Here is a 25667-nt window from a genome sequence, read left to right on the forward strand (position 1 = left end):
TGGGAGATTAATTATTTGTTTACTTCTTCAATGTACTGAACAGCTTGACCTACTGTAGATATTTTCTCTGCTTGATCGTCTGGGATTTGAATGTCAAATTCCTTTTCAAATTCCATGATAAGCTCAACAGTATCTAATGAATCAGCTCCTAAATCGTTGGTAAAACTAGCTTCTGGAGTTACCTCACTTTCTTCTACGCCTAGCTTATCCACGATAATAGCTTTTACTCTTGATGCAATGTCTGACATAATAATTTGTTTTAAGTTTTTAAGTTAACACCGCAAAAATAAAAAACTTTATGAATAACACCGCAAAAATATATAATTCAATTTTTTATTTTTTTAGAATTGATTGATTTTAGTTTTTTTGACGTGAAAAAATGAAAATATATGATTTTTATTAGTTGAAATTCAGCGAATTTGCAAATTAATTATACGTATATTTACATCATAATTTTTAAAAGTTATGGAAAAATTAAAAAAAGCATTAGAAAACTACGGGATTAAAAACATTCAAGAAATTGTGCATAATCCTAGTTATGAAGCATTGTACCAAGAAGAAACTAAAGATTCGCTTGAAGGCTTTGAAAGGGCTCAAAAAACCAATCTTGGTGCCTTAAATGTTTTAACTGGTGAGTTTACAGGGCGTTCACCCAAAGATAAATATATAGTAGAAGATGAGGTGACAAAAGACACCATTTGGTGGACTAGCGAAAAAGCTAAAAATGACAACAAACCTTTGTCTCAAGCAGCTTGGAATCATTTAAAGGAAATCAGCACACAAGAGCTTTCCAATAAAAAATTATATGTTATCGATGCTTTCTGTGGCGCGAATGAAGACTCTAGATTAAAAGTTAGAATCATTACAGAAGTGGCTTGGCAAGCACATTTTGTGAAAAATATGTTCATCCGCCCAACTGAGGAGGAATTAGCAAATTTTGGTGAGCCTGATTTCGTTGTAATTAATGCATCTAAAATTAGTAATGATAAATACGAAGAATTCGGGATGAATTCCCCCGTTTTTACAGTGTTTAACCTGACCGAAAAAATGCAATTAATTGGTGGTACTTGGTACGGTGGAGAGATGAAAAAAGGGATGTTTGCGATGATGAACTACTATTTGCCATTGAGTGGAAAAGCATCAATGCACTGCTCTGCAAACGTAGGAGAAGCTGGAGATACCGCCATTTTCTTTGGATTATCTGGCACAGGTAAAACAACTTTATCTACTGACCCCAAAAGAAAATTAATTGGTGATGACGAGCACGGATGGGATGATAATGGAGTGTTTAACTTCGAGGGTGGTTGCTATGCAAAAACCATCAATCTAAGTAAAGAAGATGAGCCAGATATTTATGGTGCTATAAAAAAAGATGCATTACTAGAAAATGTAGTGGTAAAAGATAGCGGAGAAGTAGACTTCACAGACACTGTCCATACACAAAACACGCGTGTTTCTTACCCTATCTATCACATCGATAACATTGTAGAGCCAGTTTCTAAAGCAGGGCCAGCTAAAAAAGTAATTTTCTTGACGGCTGATGCCTTTGGGGTAATGCCTCCGGTTTCTAAATTAACGCCAGAACAAACCAAATACCATTTCTTGTCAGGATTTACTGCTAAGTTGGCAGGTACAGAGAGAGGAGTTACGCAGCCGGTGCCAACCTTCTCAGCTTGTTTTGGAGAAGCCTTTTTGTCTTTACACCCAACCAAATATGCACAAGAATTAGTGAAGAAAATGGAGGCTAACGGAGCCATTGCTTACTTAGTGAACACAGGATGGAACGGAACAGGAAAAAGAATCAGCTTGAAGGAAACAAGAGCCATCATCGATGCAATTTTAGATGGTTCCATCGAAAAAGCTGAAACTAAAGTCATTCCAATTTTTGATTTAGAAATTCCAACGGAATTACCAAATGTGAATTCGAATATTCTAGACCCAAGGGATACTTATGCAAATGTATCTGAATGGGAAGAAAAAGCGAAAGACTTAGCTCAGAAATTCATCAATAATTTTGAGAAGTATACAGACAACGAGGAGGGGAAAAGCTTAGTAGCAGCTGGACCACAAATCTAAATTTGCATTGAAATTTAAATGAAAAAATCAGCTGAAATATATTTTAGCTGATTTTTTTATAATTAAACGTAAAAAATATTAATCACTGGTATCCACATCTTCGCCTATGCCATACATTTTTAAAATTCTATTTTGCAATTCTTGTTTTTCTTTTTCAAAATCTTCCTTAGAAATGCAATTTTCATTCATGATTTTATAGTATTTATTTAAAGTTTGTTTCGAGAGGGGCCCAAAAGCACCCACATCACAGATGGTATTTTATAATTTCTCATAATTTTTTTTTAAGGGGTTGTTATAATACAAGCTATCGCGATTGCTGCTGGGCAAGCAGCCCCTGTTGCAGCACATGTCATATTGCAGGATGTACTAGATTGACAGGCTTTCCAATTGCTAATCTATACATAAATATTGAATAATCAAATATTTTCATTAAAAAAAATCATATTTTCTTAAATCCATAATAATAATAATGAATATCTTAAATTAAGATTTAATCATCTAGAAATATAATAAATTTCATGCTTCATATTATTTATTTTTTGCTAGATTTTTAATGAAAGCAATATAAACTGCACAATTTTTGTTAAAAAGAAATTATATGTTAGAAAAAAAAGAAGCACAATATGAAAAAGTTGTTCTAGTAGGATTAATTACGCAAGAACAATCAGAAGAAAAAACAAAAGAATATATGGATGAATTGGAGTTTCTTGCCTATACAGCAGGAGCAGAAACTTTAGAAAGATTCATGCAAAAAACAGATAAACCTGACTCAAAATATTTTGTAGGAAGCGGGAAATTAGCTGAAATCAAAGAATTTGTATTGAAAAACCATGTAGATACCATTATTTTTGATGATGAATTAACACCTTCTCAGCTCAAAAATATTGAGAAATTCATGGATAAAAAAATTGTAGATAGAACAAATCTTATCTTAGATATTTTTGCCCAACGTGCCGAAACTTCCTATGCTAGAACGCAAGTGGAATTAGCTCAGTATGAGTATATTCTACCTCGTTTAACGAGAATGTGGACACACTTGGAGCGGCAGCGAGGTGGGATCGGGATGCGTGGTCCTGGTGAGACAGAAATAGAAACCGATAGACGTATTGTGCGAGATAGAATTGCTTTGCTGAAAAAGAAATTAGAAAAAATTGATAAACAAATGGCCACGCAACGCAAAAATCGTGGGCAGTTGGTCCGTGTAGCCTTGGTTGGTTACACCAATGTCGGTAAATCTACGCTGATGAATGTCTTGTCTAAATCTGATGTTTTTGCAGAAGATAAACTATTTGCAACGCTGGATACTACGGTGAGAAAAGTAGTGATAGGTAATCTTCCGTTTTTGCTCACAGATACGGTTGGGTTCATCAGGAAATTGCCTACACAGTTGGTAGAATCATTCAAATCAACGCTAGATGAGGTGAGAGAAGCAGATTTGATTTTGCATGTTGTAGATATTTCTCACCCGAGTTTTGAAGATCATATCAATTCTGTGAACCAAACGCTGAGTGATATTGATAGTTTGGATAAGCCAACAGTATTGATCTTCAATAAAATAGATGATTTTCAATATATAGAAAAAGCAGAAGATGATTTATCTGAAAAAACATTTGAAAATTATTCACTAAGCGATTTACAAAAAATGTGGGTAGCCAAATCAGAAGACCCAAGCATTTTTATTTCAGCAAGAAAAGAAATAAATCTAAACGAATTAAGAAAGTTATTGTATGAGAAAGTGAAGGAAATTCATGTCACAAGATTCCCGTACAATAATTTCCTGTTTGACTATTATGATGATGTGGAAGAGTAAGTATCTAGAAAACCTAGTTTTATATTTGAAAAATTTTTAAAGCCTTAAAAAAAATTAAAGAGGAAGAAATAAAACAATAATGGCCAAAATAGCTAAGCCAATGCCTAAATAATTCCAGTGAGATATTTTTTCTTTAAAAATAAACAGCCCCAAGAGCGTCGCTAGTGCAATTACACCAATGTTCATGCCTGTGAAAACCAAACTCGGATTTTCATGCAACACTTGATGTGCCTTGATGTAAGAAAAAATGTTAGCAAAATTGAGTAAACCTAAAATAAAACCAGCAATAATACTCGACCTTTTAAAGTTTACTTTATTTAAGCATAAGTAGCTGAAAATCAGTATTCCTGCTAAGATGAACCCGAAGGTCAAGGTGATAGCAAAATCATTGTTGGTGGTTTGAGAAATGAGTTTGAACAAAACGTCTGTGCTCCCGTAGCCGAGCCAAACGAGTAGAAGTAGCCACCAAGAGTTCTTTTTAGATTGCTGTTTTCCTGATTTCAGCAGTAGAAAAATGAGTGCTGAAAAAGCTAGGAAAACGCCTAAAATCTTCTGTGAAGCTAAATCTTCTTTCCAAATAAAGAAAGAAAAAATTAAGCCAATGACTAATGAAATTCGTTGAGCCGCATCAGCTTTGATGATGCCTTGCTGCTGAATGGCTTTTCCCATGATAACGAAAACAATGGGCAATAGTACACCTAACAAAATAAAGTAAATGCCACCAGACTGAAACTTGAAATCAGAAAAGTCAGGCTTTAAAAAAAGTAAACTGCAAATGGTGGCAATAGGGTAGTTGATGGCAACGGCTTGGGCTATGTTAACATGTTTTTTTCGGGCTAATTTTAATAAAATCGAAACCAAAACACTTGCTACAATACTTGCTAAAAGAAATCCCATACGCTAAAATTTAAACAAAGATAAAAAATTTAAGCCTTAAAAAATCTTATGAAAAAATTGAGTTTTCATTTTTGAAATCTTAAATTTGTTGAAAACAAGTATAAAATGTCAAATATTACACTTACGATGATAAAGCCCGATGCGGTAGAAAACGGCTACATCGGTTCCATTTTAAATGAAATTACAAATGCAGGTTTCAAAATAAAGGCAATGAAGATGACACAACTTAGTGTTGCAGATGCTCAGAAATTTTATGAAATTCATCAGGATAAACCTTTTTTCTCTGATTTGGTAGAGTTTATGACTTCTGGGCCGATTGTTGCAGCCGTTTTAGAAAAAGAAAATGCAGTAGAAGATTTTAGAAAATTGATTGGTGCAACCAATCCTGCAGAGGCAGAGCAGGGAACCATTCGTCAGAAATATGCTGAGCAATTGGAACGAAATGCGATTCACGGGTCAGATAGCAATGAAAATGCTAAGATAGAAAGTCAATTTCATTTTTCGGGAAGAGAAGTATTTTAAGATTTTTTTTAAGGAATAATCACAATTGCTATAAATTTTTTGATAGAAATTGTGGTTTTTCTTTTAAAATAGTAATGAATGAAGAAGCTAAGTTTAGAAGAATTAAATCGGCTGGATTTAAAAACTTACCGAAGCAAAGAAAAGTTACCGATTGTGGTAATTTTAGATGACATCCGAAGTATGCATAATGTGGGCTCGGTTTTTCGAACGAGTGATGCTTTTTTGATAGAAAAAATTGTGCTTTGTGGTATTACAGCTACGCCGCCGCACAAAGAAATTAGGAAAACGGCAATAGGAGCTACCGAAAGTGTGGAGTGGGAATACGTGCCTACTGTAGTGGAAGCGATACAAAAATTGCAACAGGAAAATTACAAAATCATTGGGATAGAACAAACTGATGAGAGTGCACGGCTGGATGATTTCCCTATCGATAAGGGTGAGAAATATGCTTTAATTTTTGGAAATGAAGTCAATGGAGTCGCTGACGAAGCGATAGAACGTTGTGATGCGTGCTTGGAAATCCCGCAAGCGGGGACGAAACATTCGCTAAACGTTAGCGTTTGTGCAGGAATTGTTTTGTGGAAATTTTTTAAGGCTTTAAAAAAATAAAAAACCACTTCAAAAAAAATGAAGTGGTTTTTTTAAGTTTAGAAAAATTTAAAATAATAATGAAATTCCACCCAAAACATTGATTCCCGCTTGTGGGTAGTAGCCTACACCTTCTACCAATTGTTTTTGCCCTTGGGTAGACCAATCATCTACATAATTGTAGTAGTATCCGTTAGAGATGTATTTTAAGTCAAACACGTTGTTTATCAGTAAGTTAAATCGAATAGATTTTGCAAAATCATTCAATTTTAATTCGTAATTCATACGTATATCATTGGTGAAGTATGCATCTAGCTGAGAGTTTTTTGCTTCAGTATTGCTCATGAATTGTTTGCCTACGTACTTACTTTGCAGGGCAAATTCTAAATTCTCTATTGGAGAATATGTTAAAGTATTTCCGATAATCAAATTCGGTGAATAAGAAATATCTGTTTTGCCTAATTTCACCAATTTGCCTAGTTGATTTTCTACAAAATCGATATTTTTGTTTTGGCTAATTGTAACGGCTGGTCTGATGCTGAATTGATTGAATTGAACTGCGGCATCTAGCTCTAAACCAAGTCTATAGCTGTTTCCGCTGTTTTTGCGAACAGCGCCTCCTACATTATCAATTTCCCCTGTTAAAACTAATTGGTCTTGGTAAAGCATATAGTATCCGTTCACGTTTACGGCAACATTATTTTGTTTGAAACGCCAACCAGCCTCAAAATCATTTAACTTTTCTGGTTTTGGATTTCCGTTTTCATAATCTTTTCGGTTGGGCTCTCTTTGTGCTCTGGCGTAAGAGGCATAAAATTGATGATTTGCATTAGCTAAATAAGTAATTCCACCTTTGGGATTGAAGAAATTAAATTTATCGTTCACCTTTCCTGTTTCTTCGCCATTGGCTTTGTAAGAGATGTTTCTATATTGCAGGTCGGCATATAGAATCACATCACCGATTTGGTAATTTGCTTTCAAGAAATTATTGAAATCATATTTCTCTGATAAATCTCTATAAAATTCTTGTTCGTAACTTTGTTTTACCGCCTCTTTTACCCAAAGAATTTCGCCAAAATGCCAACCTTTGTAGTAGTTTCCTGCACTGCCAAAAGTGAGATCTAATCCATTATTTTTGTAATTCAAAGCGAAAGTAGCTCCATAGAAATCATTGTCTAAATTTTTTCTATCAATCAAATCAGATTTAGAGGCTTTTTGCCCATTGATTTCCAATGCTTCCAAGCTATAATCTTTTAATTTTTTACCTCTTCTATAGCTTTCATAATATCCAAAACCTTTGGTGTAATGGAAGGCTAAATTCGTATTCCATTTCCTATCCCACTGCTGATTCCAGTGTAATTGGTAGTGATCTTGTTTGTAATTATCGGTATGATTATCATAGAAATGCTGAACGCCATTGGAATCTTTATACATCAAGCCACCAGGGTTATACGTTCTCCCGTATTGTTCCATTTGGTCAAACAAAACTTTATTTCCCATTATCTCTTTTTGGACTCCATCCCAAGATTGATAGGTTTTTTCTTTTCCACCAAAAGTTAAAGCCTTGATTAAAGTTCCTTTGTTGGCATAAGCTCCTTGTAAGAAATACGAATGCAAATCAGATGAAGCTCTATCTATATAACCATCTGAATTAATTTTAGAAAATCTCCCTGAGAATGAGAAATTATTTTTCATCACCCCTGTAGAAAATTTTGCTGTATATTTCTGTGTATTGAAGCTTCCGTAAGAAGCTGAAAGCTCTCCGCTAGGGTTTGGCGAAATATTATTGGTCAATAAATTCAAACTTGCCCCAAAAGCTCCCGCACCATTCGTAGAAGTTCCCACACCACGTTGCAACTGAATGTTTTCTACCGAAGAAACAAAATCTGGCATATTTACCCAAAAAGTTCCTTGCGATTCAGAATCATTATAGGGAATCCCGTTGATAGTAACATTCACACGAGTAGCATCTGTTCCCCTCACGCGGATTCCAGTGTACCCAACACCATTTCCCGCATCACTTGTGGTAACCACAGAGGGCAACAGATTCAACAAAATAGGAATATCTTGCCCTAAATTTTGCTTTGCCAATGTTTCTTTGCTTACACTAGAAAACGTCATAGGCGTTTTGTCTGTAGCCCGTGTTGGCGAAACAGAAATTTCATCTAACTGAATAATTTCTTGGTTAATAGAATCGTTTGCCACTTTATTTTCTTGGGCATTTGCCGAAATAATAGCACCTAGAGTGCCTAATAAAAAAACTTTTTTGTACATGAAAAATAATTTTATACAAAAAAGGAGTACAACGCATCATTCGCTAGCCAAATCCCTCAGCAGCATTACCCGCTCAGGTTCCAAGAGTATAATCTCAGCCGTTCGTTTACGAAAAGCACCCCTTTTCTATATTAATTCTGCGAATTTATAATGATTTTTTGAATCTGAAAAGATTATTTAATTTTATAATATCAATTTAGTGATAATAGAAGTTGTTTTATTCTTATTTGCTGCATTGAACGTTCCGCTCAAAAAGTAATCCTTATTTGATTTCTTGTCCCTTAACTTGTGTAATGCCCATTTTCAGCATTTTTCAAATTTCGCCAATAGCTCCCATAGAACCAAATATGATTTAAAATTGGTCTTGCCAAACCTGTAACTTGAATTTGCTCTAGAGCTGTATTTTCATTTATACTGAAATTACTTTAGATAAATTCTATTGTGAATTTAAATAAATTTTTAGGCAGCTTATCATAAGTTTTTTACTGGAATTTTAAAAAGCCTTAAAAAATTCTTGAAACAATGTACAAAAAAAATAGAATCTGTTTGAAGTTTATATTTGAAAAAGAATTAAATTAAAAGAATTTCAGAAAGATTTAAAAGATTATGGGATAAAAAGACCGTCTTGCATAATTAATTTCCGATCGGCCATGGCAGCTAAATCTTTATTGTGAGTCACAATTACAAAAGTCTGCTGAAATTCTTCACGCAAACGGAAAAATAAATGATGAAGTTCATCCGCATTTTTAGAATCCAAATTCCCCGACGGCTCATCAGCGAAAATTACCGCTGGGTGATTCATCAAAGCTCTAGCGACAGCCACCCTTTGTTGCTCACCACCAGAGAGTTGCTGGGGCTTGTGCCGACTTCGATTTTTTAAACCAAAAAAATGGAGCAAATCGATGCCTCTTTTTTCTAAGCTTTTTAAACTTTTTCCCTGAATCAACCCTGGCATGCAGATGTTTTCTAAAGCAGTGAATTCAGGTAAAAGCTGATGAAATTGGAAAACAAAGCCAATGTTTTCATTTCTAAATTTGCTTAAAGCTTTACCTTTCAAGTTGAGTAAAGAAAGGTTATTGATAGAGAGTTCTGTTTCGTGATTTTTGGGCAAAGATGGACGCTCCAGCGTACCCAAAATTTGTAGCAAAGTCGTTTTCCCAGCCCCAGAAGCCCCGATGATGGAGACTACCTCACCCTTTCTTATGCTTAAATCTACACCTTTGAGTACGGGAAGTTCATCGTAAAATTTATAGATATTTTTAGCTTCAATCATTTTCATCAACTACAAATGTAATATAATTTGAGCGAATAGTTCCTGGTAAATTTTGACCCGCTAAGCTTAAATACCCGATAGGGTTTTCCGTTAAATCTTGTATGGTTACGGGTACTTCCAATTCAAAATCAGAGAAATGCTTTGAGGCTAAATTTACTTTTCTGAACGGGATTTCTATCTTTTGCTGAATTTCTCTACTAAACTTCTCTTGATTTAATATTAAATGTAGCGTGTAGTTTTCTGGGGCTAATGTTATGGGGCTATCACTTTTATTCCAAATCTGGCCAATGAGCTTTAATTTAGATTTAGAAATTTGAGCTTTTTCAATTTGAAACCAAAAAGAAGCTGTGTTGAAAAAAGATGTACCTTTTTTATATTTATAATATTCTTTTTTTCTAGAATTTAATGCTAGAGAATCCGTAGCATTTAATTGAGAAGAAAAATAAGTGTAAGGTTCTCCGTTAATTTCTTCAATATCATTCCAGAGCTGGAATTGTGAGGTCCTATTCTCTTCGGTAGCGATGTTGTAAGCCCGCTCGGGGTAATTGTAGAAAGAGTAGAGAGAGGTGAGTTGGTAGCGGTCAAAAACAGCATTTCCATTTGTTTTTCTCTTAGTCTCTAGCATAAATTCCTTCCAGCCGTGGTATTTAATTTTGAAAGGAGGATTAGGAATCATGAAGTAAATTCGAGCTAAAAAAATTAATCCAATAGTGATGAATGATAAAATTTTTAAAGGCTTAAAAAAATTTTTTTTATTTTTTAAATAATCAAAACCTAAAATAAATAAAGGAATGACTGTGATGAGCGACCACTGCGCTTGAATATATCTTTTGAAAGAGGTGAATAAGAAAAAAACAATGCTTAGCCAAAAGATAAACCAAAGCGATTTCTTGAATAAATCTTTGGGGAATTTATAAAAAGCCTTTATCAAATAAAAAAATAAAAATGGCGAGCTAATGTAAATTACACTGAGCAAGTAATTTATAGGGTTTTTGAAATCAAAACCGCTATGTGCATTTCTTCTTATAATATGGTAATTAAACGAAATAAAGTCATGCTGAAATTGCCAAATCAAGTGAGGACTATAAAAGACCAAGGCGATAAGAATGGCTAAATAAGCTTTTGTATTTTTATAAAAAACTGGAATTAAAGGCAATAAACTAAAAGTGATAAGTAAAGCACCGTGATATTTGCTATACATGACCAAAGCCATGCCCAAGCCCAATGAAAATGTGTTTAAGTAACTTTGTTTTTGAATAAAGTGATAGAGTAATATTAAATAAAGAATAGAGAAAAATAGAAGTGGAGCGTCTGGCGTGGCAATGAAACCAAAAACCTGGAACAAAACCATGCTGAAAAATAAAAGATTGTAAAGAATCAACTCTTTTTTGTTTTTGACCAAAAAATGACCTAAAATAAAATACCCCAGCGCAGAAAAAAAGATGGTGAATAAACGTAAACCAACCGTATTTTGCAACAAAAAGAAACCCAATGTATCCCACCAAGCAATCATGGGCGGGTGGTCAAAATAGCCCCAAGCGGGGTTCTGCGACCACATGAAATAATAAGTCTCATCATCAATGATTTGAGACCGCCAAGCTTGAACTAGATTGAGTGTGAAATAAATAACAGCACTTATAATCAAAGTGCTGCCAAAAGAAAGTCTTTTTGATTTAGATAGAAAAGTCAATTAACAACCTCGTTTTTGATTGAACTGTTTAGTACCAACTGAGGTGTGATGAAATTTTCTATTCTTCTCGCCGTGCGAAATCTTTTAGCCCAATATTCGTGGTCTAGGCTAGAGATAATAACCCCTTGTGAGCTAGAGGCATGAATGAAGTTAATTTCATTTTCGTTGATACTATGCACTATACCGACGTGTGTAATTCGGCGAGATGAAGTAGTGCTGAAGAAAATAAGGTCACCTTTCTGCAAATGTTCTTTGGGGATTGGAATACCCAATTTAGCTTGATTTTTAGAAATTCGAGGTAAATCGATACCTTCTACTTCAAAGATTTTTTGCATAAAAGCAGAACAGTCAATGCCTCTACGCGTTGTGCCTCCAAATCTGTAAGGAGTCCCAAGATAACTATCCGCCTCCCGTAAAATATTAGAAACAGTTATATCTAAATAAGAAATAAAAGTATTTTTCTCTAATTTATTTGCAATTTTGGCATGATTAGTGTCTATAGGGTTATCAACTTCGTAGCTGATGCTTGGTTTCTGAAGAGAGAGTTGAGCATTGATGATGTCTCGTTCTAACTGCTGTTGAGCCTCATCAGAGAAGGAGTTAGTGAGAGCAGGGGTGGTGTTTTGAGTTAAATAACTTGAATTACAAGACTGAAGAGTCATTAATAGTAGCCCGAAAGCCAGCAGTCGAAAAATATTCTTATGCATACCTATTTTTTTTATTGAAATCGACCCAAAATTAAAAGAAGAAATTGAGTTGCCAAGTTTGAAAACTTAGTTTAGCATTGTTTTAACACAGATTACTGCTATTTATCAAAGCTTTAGGATTTTTTTTCAGAGAAAAGATGAAAATATTTTTTTTTGTTTCGAAAAAGGTTTTATATTTGCAAACCATTTTGAGGGACAAAATAATAACGGCCCATTCGTCTAGTGGTTAGGACATCAGGTTTTCATCCTGAAAACAGGAGTTCGATTCTCCTATGGGCTACAAAGTTTGAAGTAAAAAAAATAATTTAAAAGACTATGGCAAATCATAAGTCAGCAATAAAAAGAATTAGACAGACGCAAACTAGAAGGCTGCGTAATAAATATTATCATACTTCTATGAGATCAGCAATCAGGAAGTTACGTACTGAGACAGATAAAGAAAAGGCATTAGAGAAGCTGCCAGAGGTTTCTTCTATGATTGATCGTGTTGCGAAAAGGAATATTATCCATAAAAACAAAGCCGCTAATTTGAAAAGCAAATTAGCTAAGCACATTAATGCGCTATAAAATCTGATTAGAAGAAGTGTTACGGCCCATTCGTCTAGTGGTTAGGACATCAGGTTTTCATCCTGAAAACAGGAGTTCGATTCTCCTATGGGCTACATTAAAAGTCATCTTGTGAAGGCAAGGTGATTTTTTATTTTAAAAAACTTGCTTGAATTTTCAGTGAAAGAAGAATCATCTGTAGAGTGATTATTCTATTTAAATTTAAGCTGACTAAAAAACTTTGTTGATAAAAAAAGTTAAACTTAATCATAAGTTAACATTGAATTGTAATTTATGTTAGATTTTTGACACAAATTTAAAAATATCATAAACATGGATTTTAAGTGGAAAAGAGCATATGCTTTTGCCTTAGTATTAGGAGCTTCTACTTCGGCGTTTTCTCAAGTAACAACATCAGATTTTAGTGGTGATGTTATTGATGCTACACACATGCCTATCGTGGGAGCAGAGGTTAAAATTTTTCATGAACCGACTAATACTGTCTATACAGCAGTTACAAACGAAAGTGGTAGCTTCCGTATAAATGGTGCACGTTCAGGGGGGCCTTATACAATTACAATAGAGCAAGGGGGAAATGTTAGTTTTACAAAAAGTAATATTTTCACTGAATTAGGTGAAACTTATAACTTTTTTGCCCAATTGGAAAGTTCGGGAATCAACCTAACTGAAATTAGTATTGTTGGGACTCGCAAAGAGAACAACATTGGTTCTCAGAAAACAATTACAAGCGAACAAATAAGAACTTTACCTAATGTAAATGGTGGAATTGCTGATTTTGTAAGGGTGGCTCCACAAGTGAAAGTTTATGATGATAATAGAATTACTATTGCTGGACAAAATAACAGATACAATGCTGTTTATTTAGATGGTGCTGTTGATAATGATGTTTTTGGATTAAGTTCAACTGGTTTAGATGGAGGGCAAGTAGGTGGAAATCCATTTACTTTTGATGAACTGGATCAGATTTCTGTATCCGTAGCACCTATGGATGTAAGACAGTCTGGGTTTGCAGGAGGAGCAATCAATGCGACAACAAAATCTGGTAAAAATGAAATGACAGGTTCATTATACTGGTTTATACGAAATGAAAAACTTGCAGGGAAAACGGCTAGTTATAATGACTTAAATAGAAGTAAATTACCTGAATTTAATGCAAATAGGTATGGCGCAAGCTTAGGTGGAGCTTTGGTTGAAAATAAATTGTTTTACTATTTTACTTATGAAAAAGAAAAAATAGAAACACCTAACCCTTATGATTTTAGTAGCTACAGAGGTAATAGCAAAGTAGCCGATATTGAAAGATTACTGCAAGTATTAGAAAACAAGTATAATTACAACCCAGGAAGTTATGGTAATAATACTAGTACAATGGATAAAGATGTTTTTGTAGGAAAGTTAGATTATAACTTTATGCAAAATCAATCATTGAGCTTCAAATATAAGCTTTCAAATTTTAATTCATTCCAAGCGGCAAGAAGTGGAGGAAGTTTAAACTTTATAGATAGAACAGTTTTATTCCCATCTAAGAAAAATCAATTCAGTTTAGACTATAACGGAAAATGGTCTGGTAACTTAGATGCTAAAATTGCCTTAACGTATAAAACGGTAAAAGATGATAGAAATCCTAATTCACTTTTCCCAACAGTAGGAATTCAAGATGGCAATGGCTGGATTAACTTAGGAGCTGATAGATTCTCTACTGCAAATAAACTAGAGCAGGATGTTTTGACGGCAATATTTAACTTGAATTATAAACTGGGTAATCACAACTTATTGTTTGGGGTAAATTATGATTTCTACAAAGCTATGAATATTTTCGTAAGAGATAATTATGGTAACTACATTTGGCAAAATGATAAGAATAAAACAGGGCTAGAGAAATTCTTAGCAGGAGAAAATGCATCAGAATTTTCGCGTACATTCTCATTACTTGATGGCGGTGCTTACGGAGATAACCAGACAGAATCAGCAGCAAAATTCAATAGTAGCTTAATTTCAGCATACTTACAAGACGAGTGGAATGTAGATAAAGATTTTAACCTAACTGCTGGAGTGAGAATTGACGTGCCTACTTATGACAATACACGTGAAAATAAAACCTTTAATGATGAAATCTCTTTGTTTGAAAAAGCAGGATATGATTTAGAAGGAGCTAAAACAGGACAGAAGTTTAACGCTAAAGTTCATATCTCGCCAAGATTAGGATTTAAATGGACACTGAATAGAGGAACAGATTACTTGACAAGAATTACTGGTGGTGTAGGAGTATTTACATCAAGAATGCCATTGGTATGGGTAGGAGGTGTTTACAACAATACAGGGAATACTTTAGGGCAAGTAAGAGAAAGAAACATCGCTTTTTCACCAAAGTTAGATGATAACCATGGTTTACAAGTAGGTTCTTCAAGACCCGAAATCAACCTTTTCTCTAAAAATATTAAATTGCCACAGCGCTTGAAATACACATTAGGTCTAGATCAAAATTTACCACAAGGATATAGGCTAAAGGCAAATGCTCAATATGATTACGTATTAAATGATGTTTATTATGAAAATATCAATATTAAGAAAGCTGGTATTTTGCAAAATGATGGCAGAACAACTTGGCAGTCAGAACCAGCTATATCATCTAAATTTAGCAATGTACTTTTAGGTAAAAATATAAACAAAGGCTATGGATATACCCTTACTGTAGGTTTAGATAAAACTTTCTTCAATAAACTTTATTTAGACCTAAACTATTCATACAATGACACTTACTCTATAAATAACGGAGCTTCTTTTCAGAATCTTTCACAGTGGAGATACCAAAATACAGTAAACGGTAAAAACGTACCAGAATTATATCGTTCCGACTACTCTGCAGGTTCTCGAGTTACAGCTTTAGCCTCTTACTCATTTAATTGGTTAGACATCGGTAGTAAATTCAATACCAAAACAAAGATTGCATTATTCTACGAAGGAGCTTCAGGGCAGCCAATCTCTTATATTTATAACGAAGGTTCAAACTTGATTTTAAATGACATTAGTGGAACAAGCGCTTCATTAATTTATGTGCCTAAATCCATTGAAGATATTAACTTAGTCGACATCGTAGATAAGAAGACAGGAAACGTTAAAACAACTGTTCAGCAACAGTGGGATGCGTTGAATGCCTTTATCGAAAATGATGACTATTTAAGAACAAGAAGAGGTAAATTTGCTGAAAGAAACGCCTCAAGACTGCCCTGGACTAATATCATTGACTTAAAAGTTCAGCAAGAATTTAATGTGATGGTCGCAGGCAAAAAACATGGTTTAGGAGTTTCTTTCGATATTTTCAACTTCACCAATTTATTAAACAAAGATTGGGGCAGAAGATATTTTTACAACTATGGAACAAGAAATATAATCAATGTAAACGATGTAAAAGAAGTAAGCCCAGGGGTCAGAAAAGCGGAGTATACCGTAGACCCATCACAACTAACAAAAGAAAGACTAGAGGCTTATGACAATAGCGGAATTAGCAGTTCTCTATGGCAAATGCAATTCGGAATTAGATATTCTTTTTAAGTCAGTACAACACAATTAAGATTAAATAAGATTAAATGCAAAACCAGCTAATTACAGCTGGTTTTCTTTATAAAAAAACATTTGTTTTTTTTTAAGGCTTAAAAAATTATAAGTGTACATGAATCAGTGATGCACCATTTTCGCTAATCAAAGAAACTTTATTCAATGCGAAAGGTAGAAGTAAAGTGTCTCCTTTTTGGAACGCTAAAATCTCATTCTCCCACTGAATTTTACCAAAGCCTTCGGTACAAATCAAAATCTGAAAAGAGTCATACTTGTTTTCTAACTCGAAAGCCCCTTCCAGTGGCAAATAAGAAGTTTTGAAGTGTTTTTCATTCACCACAGGATTTAATTGATTTTGTTCTTTAGAAAAATACTTTTTTAGATTCTCTTTCGGATTCCAATCCATTACACGCAAACTTTCCTCGATGTGTAAATCTCTTGGATTTCCGTTTTTATCTACCCGATTCCAATCAAAGAGGCGATAGGTAGAGTCACTAGTTTGCTGAATTTCAGCCAAAACAATCCCTTTGCCTATAGCATGCACAGTGCCTGCAGGTACAAAAAAACAATCACCTGGCTGGGCATCATAAGTTTTGACATAGTCCATGATGCTCCCATCTTTCAGTGCAATTTCAGCTTTTTCTTTAGTCATAGAATTAGCCCAATCTAAATAAATTTTAGCATCAGGCTCAGCTGATAGGATAATCCACATTTCTGTTTTTCCGCGGCTATCGGCATAGATTTTAGCTCTTTCATCATCAGGGTGAACTTGTAAAGAGAGTGGAATTTTAGCATCTAAAAATTTAATTAATAGAGGGAAATCACTTCCAGAAACTTTAGGTCCCAAAATCTCTTTGTGGTGATGTTTTAGAACTTCGCTGAAAGATTGATTTTTCAACTCCCCATTAGTTACCACACTAGAAAAACCTTCAACATTAGAAAGCTCCCAGCTCTCACCAAAATTCTCATCTCTATCAGTTTTGTTAAAAACATGCTTGAGTTTATTCCCACCCCATAATTTTTCTTGAAGAATGGGCTCAAATTTAATTGGATAAGGTTTCATTATTGCTCATTTTCCACAAATTTAAAGTTAATTATGTGAGTTAGAAAGATTTTTTAAATGATTTTTGAAAGACTTACTATCCCATTTAGCTATTCCCGTTTCGTCTAAAATGATTTCTCCTTTTTTATTGATAACAATGGTTCGCGGTATCGAATTAATTGGCCACTGCGGATGCTCTTTAAAATAACGAAAATAGGGGAGTTTGAACTCACGTTTTGCTTCAAAACCTTGAATCTCCTCCCACGATTCATTGGAAATGAAATAAAAATCAACTTCCCCTTGCATTTCATGATAGAGATTTGCAAAAAAAGGCATTTCTGCAATACACGGAGGACACCAAGTAGCCCAAAAATTGATGACTACAGGTTTATTCAAATTTTCTAAAGGCTTTATAAAATTTTGGTTTTTAGCCTGAATTTCCCAATCAGTGAAATGAATCTGTTTATAATCATTCTCACTTTTGATTTGCGGAGAGAAGGCCAGCATTTGCTGAATGAATATTTTGATTGGTTTCCCAGTCGGAGGAAAGAATAATAAACCTAGTAAAAAAATAAAAATAATGTTGCTTAGGTTTTTTCTGAACCAATTCATAAGAGATTTTTTAAAGGCTTTAAATTAAATAAAAAAATAAAGCTTTAAAAATTTTTAAGTTTTATATATTTTAAATAAAAAAGCCTTTCTACAAACAGAAAGGCTTTTGGATTTGTGGGATTTGAGGGATTCGAACCCCCGACCCTCTGCTTGTAAGGCAGATGCTCTGAACCAACTGAGCTAAAATCCCAAAATTTGATGTCAACTACAGCACTGTTGTTTTGTAATTGGACTGCAAATATAAGCCTAATTTTTTAACTAACAAATTTTTTTTTAAAAATTATTGATAAGCTCTTTTAAAATATAAGATAATTGTAAGTAAACCAAACACAATGTTTGATAGCCAAGTGGCGAGTAATGGGCTGATGTTACCAACTTCAGCTAATACTTTACTGGACTCATTTCCAAATAAATAGATAAATGCGATACCTACCCCGATAGCGAGGTTTATACCGATGCCACCCCTTCTTTTTGTTGAGCTTAGAGATAGAGCCAATAGGGTTAAAATAATAGAAGAAAAAGGTAAACTGGTACGTTGGTATAGCTCATTTTGGTAGACATTGATGCTGGCACTGCCCTTAAATTTTTCTCGTTCGATGAATTTTATCAAATCAAAGCTATTCATCGTTTCGGCAACATAACCCTCTGGTAACAATTCATCGGGAGAAAATTTAAGTTTTAAATTCACTTGATTTCCTTCGATTAAACTGTCGGGTTTGTTTTCTCGTACAAATCTTTCATAATAATTATCGAGTTGATAAATAGAATCTTCTTCGTTCCAGATTAAGCTATTGGCACGCATAGCGTAAACTAATTTCAGCCCATTAAATTTTTGGAATAGAAAACCATTTCCGTTTTTAGTGCGGCGATTGTAATTATTGACAAAAATGTATTCATTGGGCGTAATTTGAGAGCTAATTGGTCGCCCCTTAAAGTATTCAAATTCATCCGAACTCCGCTGTAAATAAGTGTACATGTATTCATTTTTATAGACATTGGCTTGAGGCAAAAAATAGTGATTTACTAGAAAAGAAGCTAACCCAATACCAATGGCAACAATCAAATACGGGCGGGTAAGACGAAAGAAACTCATTCCTCCAGAGGTCATCGCAACGATTTCAGTATTGTTGGTAAGGCGGGAGGTGAAATAAATTGCTGAGATAAAAACTCCGATTGCCAAAAAGGTGTTGATAATCCAAACCAAGAAGAATGGATAAAAAGAAGTCAAGGCTTCCCAAATTGTAGAGCCATTGTCTTGAATTTTATTGACTTTTTGACTCAAATCTATTACCACGACAATCAAGGCAAGGAGAGACGTCATGAAAATAAATGTCCCCAAAAAATTTTTTATAATATAGCGGTCTAGAATCTTCACGATTACAATCTGTTTTTAAGTTGAGGAATAACTTGATTCTTCCAAGCTTCAAAGCTTTCTTCCATGATTTTTTGCCGAGCTGTACGCACCAAATCTAAATAAAAAGCCAAGTTATGAATAGAGGCAATTTGCTTGGCTAAATATTCTTTGGCAATGAATAAATGCCGAAGATAAGCTTTGCTATATTGTTGGTCAACATACGAAGTTCCATTTTCATCCAAAGGGCTAAAATCATCTTTCCATCGGGCGTTTTTTATGTTTATCACCCCGTTCCAAGTAAATAGCATACCATTTCTAGCATTGCGCGTAGGCATCACACAATCAAACATATCTACGCCTAAACTGATGCATTCCAAAATATTCCAAGGTGTGCCAACGCCCATCAAATAACGTGGCTTTTCTTGAGGTAAAATACCACAGACTAAATCTGTGATTTCGTACATCATTTCCTCTGGTTCACCCACACTGAGCCCACCAATCGCATTTCCATCGGCATTGAAATCGGCAATGTATTTTGCCGATTCTATCCTCAAATCTTTGTAGGAATTCCCTTGCACGATGGGAAATAGCGTCTGCGGGTAACCATACAAAGGAGGGTTTTCCCCCAGCCAATTCCGGCAACGTTCTAGCCAGCGATGAGTCACTTCCATTGCTTTTTTAGCATTTTGGTAAGTAGCAGGAATCCCAGTTAATTCATCAAATGCCATAATGATATCAGCTCCGATGTTTCGTTGAATTTCCATAGAATATTCAGGAGAAAAAAGATGATAAGAGCCATCTATATGCGATTGAAACCGAACACCTTCCTCGCTCACTTTTCTGATGTCAGACAAAGAATAAACTTGGAAGCCACCGCTATCAGTCAAGATAGGAGCGTCCCAATTCATGAAACGATGCAAACCACCCGCAGCATTCAAAATTTCGATGCCAGGGCGGAGGTAGAGGTGGTAGGTATTACCCAAAATAATTTGAGCCTGTATATCTTCTTTCAGCTCCCTTTGGTGTACGGATTTCACACTTGCCACAGTCCCCACAGGCATGAAGATGGGCGTTTTCACCTTACCATGGGCGGTGATGAGTTCCCCTGCACGTGCAACTGATAGGGCATCTGTAGCTTCAATTTTAAAATTCATATACTGCAAATTTAAAGAATTCATTATTTTTTAAGCCTTAAAAAATTTTTAGGATATGAAATTTAAATAAGCCTTTAGAAAAAAAATAAATGAGAATGAAAAAAAGAGTTATTAACCTATGAAGTTGATAAATTTAGCTAGCCTTGGTTATCACTTAACTTGATTAACTTATCAACAATATTAGGTAAAAACTAAATTCTTTCTAGACGCATGTAGTTTTATATTTTCGTGGAAAGAAAATTTTTGATAATATATTATATAACATAAAAAGATATGGGCATTTTTGACAAAAGAGTAAATTATAAACCGTTTGAATATCCTGAAATCATGCAATTTACAGATGCGATCAATAAATCTTTTTGGGTACATTCAGAAGTTGACTTTACGGCAGATGTTCAGGATTTTCATTCACAAATTAGCGATGCAGATCGCAATGCCGTAAAGAATTCCTTGCTGGCGATTGCACAAATAGAAGTAAACGTAAAGACCTTTTGGGGGAATCTATATGCTCATATGCCCAAGCCAGAAATGAATGGCTTGGGGTCGACTTTTGCTGAATGTGAATTTCGTCATTCAGAAGCATATTCACGCCTGCTAGAGGTTTTGGGTTATAATCAGTCGTTTGAAGCCTTGATAGAGGTTCCTGTGATTCAAAAAAGAATAAATTACTTGACAGAGGCTTTAAAAGATTCAAACTCAAAAGATCCAAAAGAATACTTGATTTCGCTTCTGATGTTTAGTATTTTGATAGAAAATGTATCTCTTTTCAGTCAATTTGCTATCATTCTTTCTTTCACAAGATTTCGTGGGTTTATGAAGAATGTAAGCAACATCATAGCTTGGACTTCTGTGGATGAGCAAATTCATGCCAATGCAGGTATTTTCTTGATTAATAAGATTAAAGAAGAATTTCCACACCTACTAAAGGAGGAAGATGTAGAGCAAATTTATGCTTTAATTGATGAGAGCATTTCGGTAGAAGGAGAAATTTTGGATTGGATTTTTGAGCAAGGAGAAATTCCAAATGTTTCAAAAGAAAATTTACTTAATTTCATGAAATTCCGAGTGGATGATAGTTTGGTGAAAATTGGTTTTAAACCATTATACAAAGTTACGGCAGAGCAATACAAGCCAATGGAATGGTTTGAGCAAGAAGTTTTCTCTCACTCGATGGATGATTTCTTCGCTAAGCGACCAGTAGACTACACCAAGCATGATAAAAGCATTACAGCTAATGATTTATTCTAATTTTTACACGCCTGAAATTCGAGAAGAGTTAATCTATATTCATTCGCCAAAATTTATATTGGGTGAGTACATTTACATGGCAATGGCGTTGGTAGATGGGCATCGTGTTTGCATTGCAACAGCATACAAAATTGATTATTGTATCAAAAAAGCGATGCAGTTTGTAGAAAAAGTGCCTGCAATAGAATTTACACATATTAATAAAGTAAAAACAGGCGAAACACAAGCTTGTAAAAGATTTTTAATTTAAATAAAAAATCACATTGAAATAAAAATTAAAAAAAATGACAGAAGATAAAGAAGTAATCTGGTGGCTGAACGATGAGTCTGAGCAAATGCTCAACCGTGGCTATCTGCTAAAAGGTGAAACGGTGCGTGGCGCCATTGAAAGAATCACAACAGCAGCGGCTAAAAGATTGTATAAACCAGAATTACAGCCTAAATTTGAAGAGCTAATCACCCGAGGGTGGATGAGCCTTTCCTCTCCTGTTTGGGCTAATATGGGAACGCAGCGAGGGCTTCCAATTTCTTGTTTCAATGTGCACGTGCCCGATAGCATAGAAGGGATTACACACAAGTTGGCTGAAGTCATCATGCAAACCAAGATCGGTGGAGGAACTTCAGGTTATTTTGGCGAATTGCGTCATCGGGGTACCGCTGTTACCGATAACGGAAAGTCATCAGGAGCAGTAAGCTTTATGAAATTGTTTGACACTGCTATGGATGTCGTTTCCCAAGGAGGAGTTCGCCGTGGAGCTTTTGCTGCTTACTTAGATATAGACCACCCAGATGTAGAAGAGTTTTTGCAAATCAAGAACATTGGGAATTCCATTCAAAATTTATTTTATGGCGTTTGCGTCCCAGACTATTGGATGCAAGACATGGTAGATGGCGATATGGAGAAAAGAAAAATTTGGGCAAAAGTTTTAGAAAGCCGTCAGCAGAAAGGTTTGCCGTATATCTTCTTTACCGATAATATCAATCGTCAAAAACCACAAGTTTATAAAGATCTTCAAATGATGATAAATTCTAGTAATTTATGTTCAGAAATTATGCTACCATCTACCAAAGATGAATCTTTTATCTGCTGCTTATCGTCAATGAATTTAGAACTCTTTGATGAATGGAAAGATACCGATGCCGTAAAGCTCGCCATTTACTTTCTCGATGCCGTTTTATCTGAATTTATTGCTAAAACTGAAGATAATTATTACTTGACTGGCGCTAGGAATTTCGCAATACGCCACCGTGCACTAGGTTTAGGAGCTTTGGGGTATCACAGTTATTTACAGAAAAACATGATTCCATTTGAAAGTATGGAAGCCAAGCAATTCAATGCAAAAGCATTCAAATTGATTCAAACCAAGGCCATAGAAGCATCTAAAGAATTGGCCGACATCTACGGTGAGCCTGAGCTACTAAAAGATTACGGATTACGCAACACAACATTATTAGCCGTAGCACCAACTACCTCTAGCTCAGCGATTTTGGGGCAAACATCTCCAGGTATAGAACCTTTTGCCAGCAATTATTATAAAGCAGGTTTAGCAAAAGGAAACTTTATGCGGCAGAATAAGTATTTGAAAAAATTGTTGCAAGAAAAAGATTTAGATAATGAAGATATTTGGCGTAATATCATGCTCAATCACGGTTCTGTGCAGCAGCTAAATGAACTAACGCAATTGGAAAAAGACGTTTTCAAAACCTTTAAAGAAATATCACCATTAGAAATCATTACTCAAGCAGCGCAGCGTCAGCAGTTTATAGACCAGTCACAGAGCCTGAATTTGAATATTCCGTCGAGCATGCCCATCAAAGATGTCAATGCGTTGATGATAGAAGCATGGAAGCTTGGGGTGAAAACACTCTATTACCAAAGAAGTCAATCGGTATCTAAGGAGCTGATGGTCAACTTTGTAAACTGTGTGAGCTGTGAAGGGTAAAAGCCTTTAAATATGAAATTAAAACAGATTCTTAGAGAGTCCGGAGAAATTTTTCTTCGGATTTTTTTTAAGGCTTAAAAAATTCTGCATAATAATTGCTAATTTTAAAAATCAACTAATTAAGACAGAGAATTCATGTCAAAAAAAAAGAAGGTTATTCCTCACCAAAAAAAAGGTGACGGTTACCAAAAAATCGCAAAGAAAATACTTCAATATTATTTGAAATATCCCAACAAAACGCTCAATCATAAGCAGCTCTCTTCAGCACTGCAATACACGAATGCTCGTGAAAAACAACATCTGATAAAAGTCCTAAGCCGATTGGCTGCTGATGATACGTTGATAGAAGAGACTCCTGGGAAGTTTAAACTAAATATGGAGAAAAATACCCTAGTGGGAACCATTGATTTCACCTCCTCTGGCGCAGCATACGTGGTAGTAGAAGGTTTAGAGGATGATGTTTACATTCCCAAAGGGCAAACTAAAAATGCACTGCAAAATGATTTGGTGCAATTACTTTTGAGGCCTACCAGCCGAGGGAAAAAACAGGAAGGTAGCATTTTGAAGGTTTTGCAACGAAATAGGATGCAATATGTAGGGATTTTAGAAATCATTGGCAACCGAAAATATGGTTTTGTAAATCTAGAACAAAACAGCTCAATGCATGTGGATATTTACATATCAAAAGAAAATTTGAATCATGCTAAAAATGGAGAAAAAGTTGTAGCAGAAATCGTGAGCTGGCCAGAAGATACCGACTCGCCGTTTGGCACCATAATCCGCTCATTGGGCAAACCTGGCGAGCATGATGTTGAAATGCATGCGATTTTAGCCGAATACGGATTGCCCTATCACTTCCCTGATGAAGTAGAAGCAGAGGCACAAGCTATTGATACAAGAATTTTGCCTGAGGAAATTCAGAAACGGCGAGATATGCGTTCGGTACCGACTTTTACCATAGACCCAGCAGACGCAAAAGATTTTGACGATGCTTTGTCTTTTCAGGTTTTAGAAAACGGGAATTATGAAATTGGAGTCCATATTGCAGACGTTTCACATTACGTGAAACCAGGTAGTTTGCTCGACGAAGAGGCATATAATCGAGCAACCTCGGTATATTTGGTTGACCGTGTGGTGCCAATGCTACCAGAGATTTTAAGTAACGGCGTTTGCTCATTACGCCCTTATGAAGAAAAATACACTTTTTCTGCTGTTTTTGAAATGGATGAAGATGCTAATATTTTAAAACATTGGTATGGGCGAACAGTCACTTACTCTGATAGGAGATTTAGCTACGAAGAGGCACAAAAAATCATCGAAGGAGAAACAGGTGATTTCCAAAAAGAGATTCTCAAATTAAATCAATTAGCCAAAACTTTAAGAGAACAAAGGCTAAAAAATGGAGCCATCAGCTTTGATAGCTTAGAAGTGAAATTTCACTTAGACGAAGAAGGAAATCCGACAGGAATTTACTTTAAACAAATGAAGGATTCCAATCACTTGATAGAGGAATTTATGCTCTTAGCCAACCGAAAAGTTTCTGAATTTGTGAGCACAAATAAGAAAGGGAAACCTAATGAGAAAACCTTTATTTACCGAATTCATGATGACCCCGACCCAGAAAAACTAGCCAGTTTAAAGCAATTCATCTCACAGTTTGGCTATGATTTAAAATTAGGTGAAAGAAAAGAAACAACATCATCTATCAACCAATTGCTAAAAGAAGTGCAGGGCAAAGGTGAAGAAAATATGATTGAAACCCTAGCGATGCGCTCGATGTCTAAAGCAGTTTATTCTACCGAAAATATTGGGCATTACGGGCTAGCTTTTCAGTACTATTCGCACTTTACATCACCCATTCGCCGCTACCCAGACATCATAGCACATCGGCTATTGCAGCACTACCTAGATGGGGGAGAATCGCCAAAAGCTGAAACCTACGAAGAAAAATGTGAACATTGTAGCCAACGAGAGCGTCTGGCTGCTGATGCTGAGAGAGATAGCACCAAGTATATGCAAGTAAAATATATGAATGAGCACATCGGGGAGGAATACTATGGAGTGATTTCGGGTGTGACGGAATGGGGGATTTATGTAGAATTGCCAGAATCTTTGGCAGAAGGGCTAGTACGTTTGAGAAATATTCATGATGACCATTACGTTTTTGACCCTAAAAGCTATGCGATTATCGGCCAAAAAAGTAAAAAAACCTATCAGCTGGGAGATCAGGTGAGAATTAAAGTCCTACGAGCAGATTTAGAGAAAAAGCAATTGGATTTTGAACTATTAGGTTAAAAATTTTTTAAGGCTTAAAAAAAATCCGAAAGGGAAAAACTTCTTTTCGGATTTTTTGTT

20 protein-coding genes and 3 tRNA genes are annotated in these 25667 nt (G+C 35.1%); 12 read left to right on the plus strand and 11 right to left on the minus strand.

Annotation, left to right across the window (positions count from 1 at the left end):
• Positions 1–11: 11 nt before the first annotated feature.
• The gene (locus tag QOX03_RS02370; protein ID WP_283671351.1) at positions 12–248 is read right to left on the minus strand and encodes an acyl carrier protein; all 237 of its coding nucleotides are present in this window, start codon (positions 246–248) and stop codon (positions 12–14) included.
• 217 nt (positions 249–465) lie between these two features.
• Here QOX03_RS02370 and pckA point away from each other — a divergent pair, with 217 nt between their 5' ends.
• The gene (gene pckA / locus QOX03_RS02375) at positions 466–2076 is read left to right on the plus strand and encodes a phosphoenolpyruvate carboxykinase (ATP) (protein ID WP_283671352.1); all 1611 of its coding nucleotides are present in this window, start codon (positions 466–468) and stop codon (positions 2074–2076) included.
• A 598-nt stretch (positions 2077–2674) separates the two neighbouring features.
• Positions 2675–3886 carry a GTPase HflX gene (gene hflX / locus QOX03_RS02380; RefSeq protein ID WP_283671353.1) on the plus strand — a complete coding sequence of 404 codons (1212 nt, stop codon included), beginning with the start codon at positions 2675–2677 and terminating at the stop codon, positions 3884–3886.
• Positions 3887–3940: 54 nt separating this feature from the next.
• Here the strand turns inward: hflX and QOX03_RS02385 are convergent, their stop codons facing one another.
• The gene (locus QOX03_RS02385) at positions 3941–4783 is read right to left on the minus strand and encodes an EamA family transporter (RefSeq protein ID WP_283671354.1); all 843 of its coding nucleotides are present in this window, start codon (positions 4781–4783) and stop codon (positions 3941–3943) included.
• Positions 4784–4888: 105 nt separating this feature from the next.
• Between QOX03_RS02385 and QOX03_RS02390 the strand changes: the two genes are divergently transcribed.
• Both QOX03_RS02390 and QOX03_RS02395 read left to right on the plus strand, forming a co-directional pair.
• A complete protein-coding gene (locus QOX03_RS02390) occupies positions 4889–5305 on the plus strand; it encodes a nucleoside-diphosphate kinase (protein WP_119059253.1) in 417 nt (138 codons plus the stop codon).
• 78 nt (positions 5306–5383) lie between these two features.
• Positions 5384–5914 carry an RNA methyltransferase gene (locus tag QOX03_RS02395; RefSeq protein WP_283671355.1) on the plus strand — a complete coding sequence of 177 codons (531 nt, stop codon included), beginning with the start codon at positions 5384–5386 and terminating at the stop codon, positions 5912–5914.
• Positions 5915–5962: 48 nt separating this feature from the next.
• Here the strand turns inward: QOX03_RS02395 and QOX03_RS02400 are convergent, their stop codons facing one another.
• The 4 genes from QOX03_RS02400 to QOX03_RS02415 form a co-directional block, all read right to left on the minus strand.
• The gene (locus tag QOX03_RS02400) at positions 5963–8167 is read right to left on the minus strand and encodes a TonB-dependent receptor (protein ID WP_283671356.1); all 2205 of its coding nucleotides are present in this window, start codon (positions 8165–8167) and stop codon (positions 5963–5965) included.
• Between the two features lie 604 nt (positions 8168–8771).
• Positions 8772–9440 (minus strand): ABC transporter ATP-binding protein, encoded by a 669-nt coding sequence (locus QOX03_RS02405; protein ID WP_283671731.1) that lies wholly within the window; start codon positions 9438–9440, stop codon positions 8772–8774.
• Positions 9433–11130: an ArnT family glycosyltransferase gene (locus QOX03_RS02410; protein WP_283671357.1), complete on the minus strand. Its 1698-nt coding sequence runs from the start codon at positions 11128–11130 to the stop codon at positions 9433–9435. Before QOX03_RS02410 ends, QOX03_RS02405 begins: the two co-directional genes overlap by 8 nt.
• Positions 11127–11837 carry a C40 family peptidase gene (locus QOX03_RS02415; protein WP_119059257.1) on the minus strand — a complete coding sequence of 237 codons (711 nt, stop codon included), beginning with the start codon at positions 11835–11837 and terminating at the stop codon, positions 11127–11129. Before QOX03_RS02415 ends, QOX03_RS02410 begins: the two co-directional genes overlap by 4 nt.
• 208 nt (positions 11838–12045) lie before the next feature.
• Between QOX03_RS02415 and QOX03_RS02420 the strand changes: the two genes are divergently transcribed.
• The 4 genes from QOX03_RS02420 (at position 12046) to QOX03_RS02435 (ending at position 15956) form a co-directional block, all read left to right on the plus strand.
• Positions 12046–12117, plus strand: a tRNA-Glu gene (locus tag QOX03_RS02420).
• Positions 12118–12152: 35 nt separating this feature from the next.
• The gene (rpsT, locus tag QOX03_RS02425) at positions 12153–12404 is read left to right on the plus strand and encodes a 30S ribosomal protein S20 (RefSeq protein WP_283671358.1); all 252 of its coding nucleotides are present in this window, start codon (positions 12153–12155) and stop codon (positions 12402–12404) included.
• A 23-nt stretch (positions 12405–12427) separates the two neighbouring features.
• A tRNA-Glu gene (locus QOX03_RS02430) sits at positions 12428–12499 on the plus strand.
• A 217-nt stretch (positions 12500–12716) separates the two neighbouring features.
• Complete coding sequence (locus QOX03_RS02435; RefSeq protein ID WP_283671359.1) at positions 12717–15956, plus strand: TonB-dependent receptor; 3240 nt, start codon at positions 12717–12719, stop codon at positions 15954–15956.
• A gap of 106 nt (positions 15957–16062) precedes the next feature.
• Here the strand turns inward: QOX03_RS02435 and QOX03_RS02440 are convergent, their stop codons facing one another.
• The 5 genes from QOX03_RS02440 to tgt all read right to left on the minus strand — a co-directional run bounded on the left by QOX03_RS02440 (position 16063) and on the right by tgt (position 20121).
• Entirely contained in the window at positions 16063–17022 is a 960-nt protein-coding gene (locus QOX03_RS02440; protein ID WP_283671360.1) for a type I phosphomannose isomerase catalytic subunit, read from the minus strand.
• A 27-nt stretch (positions 17023–17049) separates the two neighbouring features.
• Complete coding sequence (locus QOX03_RS02445; protein ID WP_283671361.1) at positions 17050–17613, minus strand: TlpA family protein disulfide reductase; 564 nt, start codon at positions 17611–17613, stop codon at positions 17050–17052.
• A gap of 115 nt (positions 17614–17728) precedes the next feature.
• Positions 17729–17803, minus strand: a tRNA-Val gene (locus tag QOX03_RS02450).
• Positions 17804–17893: 90 nt separating this feature from the next.
• The gene (locus QOX03_RS02455) at positions 17894–18988 is read right to left on the minus strand and encodes an LptF/LptG family permease (protein WP_283671362.1); all 1095 of its coding nucleotides are present in this window, start codon (positions 18986–18988) and stop codon (positions 17894–17896) included.
• A 2-nt stretch (positions 18989–18990) separates the two neighbouring features.
• Positions 18991–20121, minus strand: coding sequence for a tRNA guanosine(34) transglycosylase Tgt (gene tgt, locus QOX03_RS02460; RefSeq protein ID WP_283671732.1), 1131 nt, complete (start codon positions 20119–20121; stop codon positions 18991–18993).
• Between the two features lie 273 nt (positions 20122–20394).
• Here tgt and QOX03_RS02465 point away from each other — a divergent pair, with 273 nt between their 5' ends.
• The 4 genes from QOX03_RS02465 (at position 20395) to rnr (ending at position 25607) form a co-directional block, all read left to right on the plus strand.
• Positions 20395–21369: a ribonucleotide-diphosphate reductase subunit beta gene (locus tag QOX03_RS02465; protein ID WP_119057886.1), complete on the plus strand. Its 975-nt coding sequence runs from the start codon at positions 20395–20397 to the stop codon at positions 21367–21369.
• Positions 21335–21619 (plus strand): hypothetical protein, encoded by a 285-nt coding sequence (locus QOX03_RS02470; RefSeq protein ID WP_283671363.1) that lies wholly within the window; start codon positions 21335–21337, stop codon positions 21617–21619. The genes QOX03_RS02465 and QOX03_RS02470 overlap by 35 nt, the downstream gene beginning before the upstream one ends.
• A gap of 34 nt (positions 21620–21653) precedes the next feature.
• On the plus strand, positions 21654–23312 hold the full coding sequence (locus tag QOX03_RS02475; RefSeq protein WP_283671364.1) for a ribonucleoside-diphosphate reductase subunit alpha: 1659 nt from the start codon (positions 21654–21656) through the stop codon (positions 23310–23312).
• Positions 23313–23447: 135 nt separating this feature from the next.
• Positions 23448–25607, plus strand: a complete 2160-nt coding sequence (gene rnr / locus QOX03_RS02480) for a ribonuclease R (RefSeq protein WP_283671365.1) — start codon at positions 23448–23450, stop codon at positions 25605–25607.
• Positions 25608–25667 lie beyond the last annotated feature (60 nt).

The organism is Candidatus Ornithobacterium hominis (assembly GCF_951229915.1).
In the GTDB taxonomy this organism is placed as follows: Bacteria; Bacteroidota; Bacteroidia; order Flavobacteriales; family Weeksellaceae; genus Ornithobacterium; species Ornithobacterium hominis.

Coding starts and splice junctions, on each gene's coding strand:
- QOX03_RS02370 (WP_283671351.1), bottom strand. CDS start 248: ATGTCAGACATTGCATCAAGAGTAAAAGCTATTATCGTGGATAAGCTA.
- pckA (WP_283671352.1), top strand. CDS start 466: ATGGAAAAATTAAAAAAAGCATTAGAAAACTACGGGATTAAAAACATT.
- hflX (WP_283671353.1), top strand. CDS start 2,675: ATGTTAGAAAAAAAAGAAGCACAATATGAAAAAGTTGTTCTAGTAGGA.
- QOX03_RS02385 (WP_283671354.1), bottom strand. CDS start 4,783: ATGGGATTTCTTTTAGCAAGTATTGTAGCAAGTGTTTTGGTTTCGATT.
- QOX03_RS02390 (WP_119059253.1), top strand. CDS start 4,889: ATGTCAAATATTACACTTACGATGATAAAGCCCGATGCGGTAGAAAAC.
- QOX03_RS02395 (WP_283671355.1), top strand. CDS start 5,384: ATGAAGAAGCTAAGTTTAGAAGAATTAAATCGGCTGGATTTAAAAACT.
- QOX03_RS02400 (WP_283671356.1), bottom strand. CDS start 8,167: ATGTACAAAAAAGTTTTTTTATTAGGCACTCTAGGTGCTATTATTTCG.
- QOX03_RS02405 (WP_283671731.1), bottom strand. CDS start 9,440: ATGATTGAAGCTAAAAATATCTATAAATTTTACGATGAACTTCCCGTA.
- QOX03_RS02415 (WP_119059257.1), bottom strand. CDS start 11,837: ATGCATAAGAATATTTTTCGACTGCTGGCTTTCGGGCTACTATTAATG.
- rpsT (WP_283671358.1), top strand. CDS start 12,153: ATGGCAAATCATAAGTCAGCAATAAAAAGAATTAGACAGACGCAAACT.
- QOX03_RS02435 (WP_283671359.1), top strand. CDS start 12,717: ATGGATTTTAAGTGGAAAAGAGCATATGCTTTTGCCTTAGTATTAGGA.
- QOX03_RS02440 (WP_283671360.1), bottom strand. CDS start 17,022: ATGAAACCTTATCCAATTAAATTTGAGCCCATTCTTCAAGAAAAATTA.
- QOX03_RS02445 (WP_283671361.1), bottom strand. CDS start 17,613: ATGAATTGGTTCAGAAAAAACCTAAGCAACATTATTTTTATTTTTTTA.
- tgt (WP_283671732.1), bottom strand. CDS start 20,121: ATGAATTTTAAAATTGAAGCTACAGATGCCCTATCAGTTGCACGTGCA.
- QOX03_RS02465 (WP_119057886.1), top strand. CDS start 20,395: ATGGGCATTTTTGACAAAAGAGTAAATTATAAACCGTTTGAATATCCT.
- QOX03_RS02470 (WP_283671363.1), top strand. CDS start 21,335: ATGATAAAAGCATTACAGCTAATGATTTATTCTAATTTTTACACGCCT.
- QOX03_RS02475 (WP_283671364.1), top strand. CDS start 21,654: ATGACAGAAGATAAAGAAGTAATCTGGTGGCTGAACGATGAGTCTGAG.
- rnr (WP_283671365.1), top strand. CDS start 23,448: ATGTCAAAAAAAAAGAAGGTTATTCCTCACCAAAAAAAAGGTGACGGT.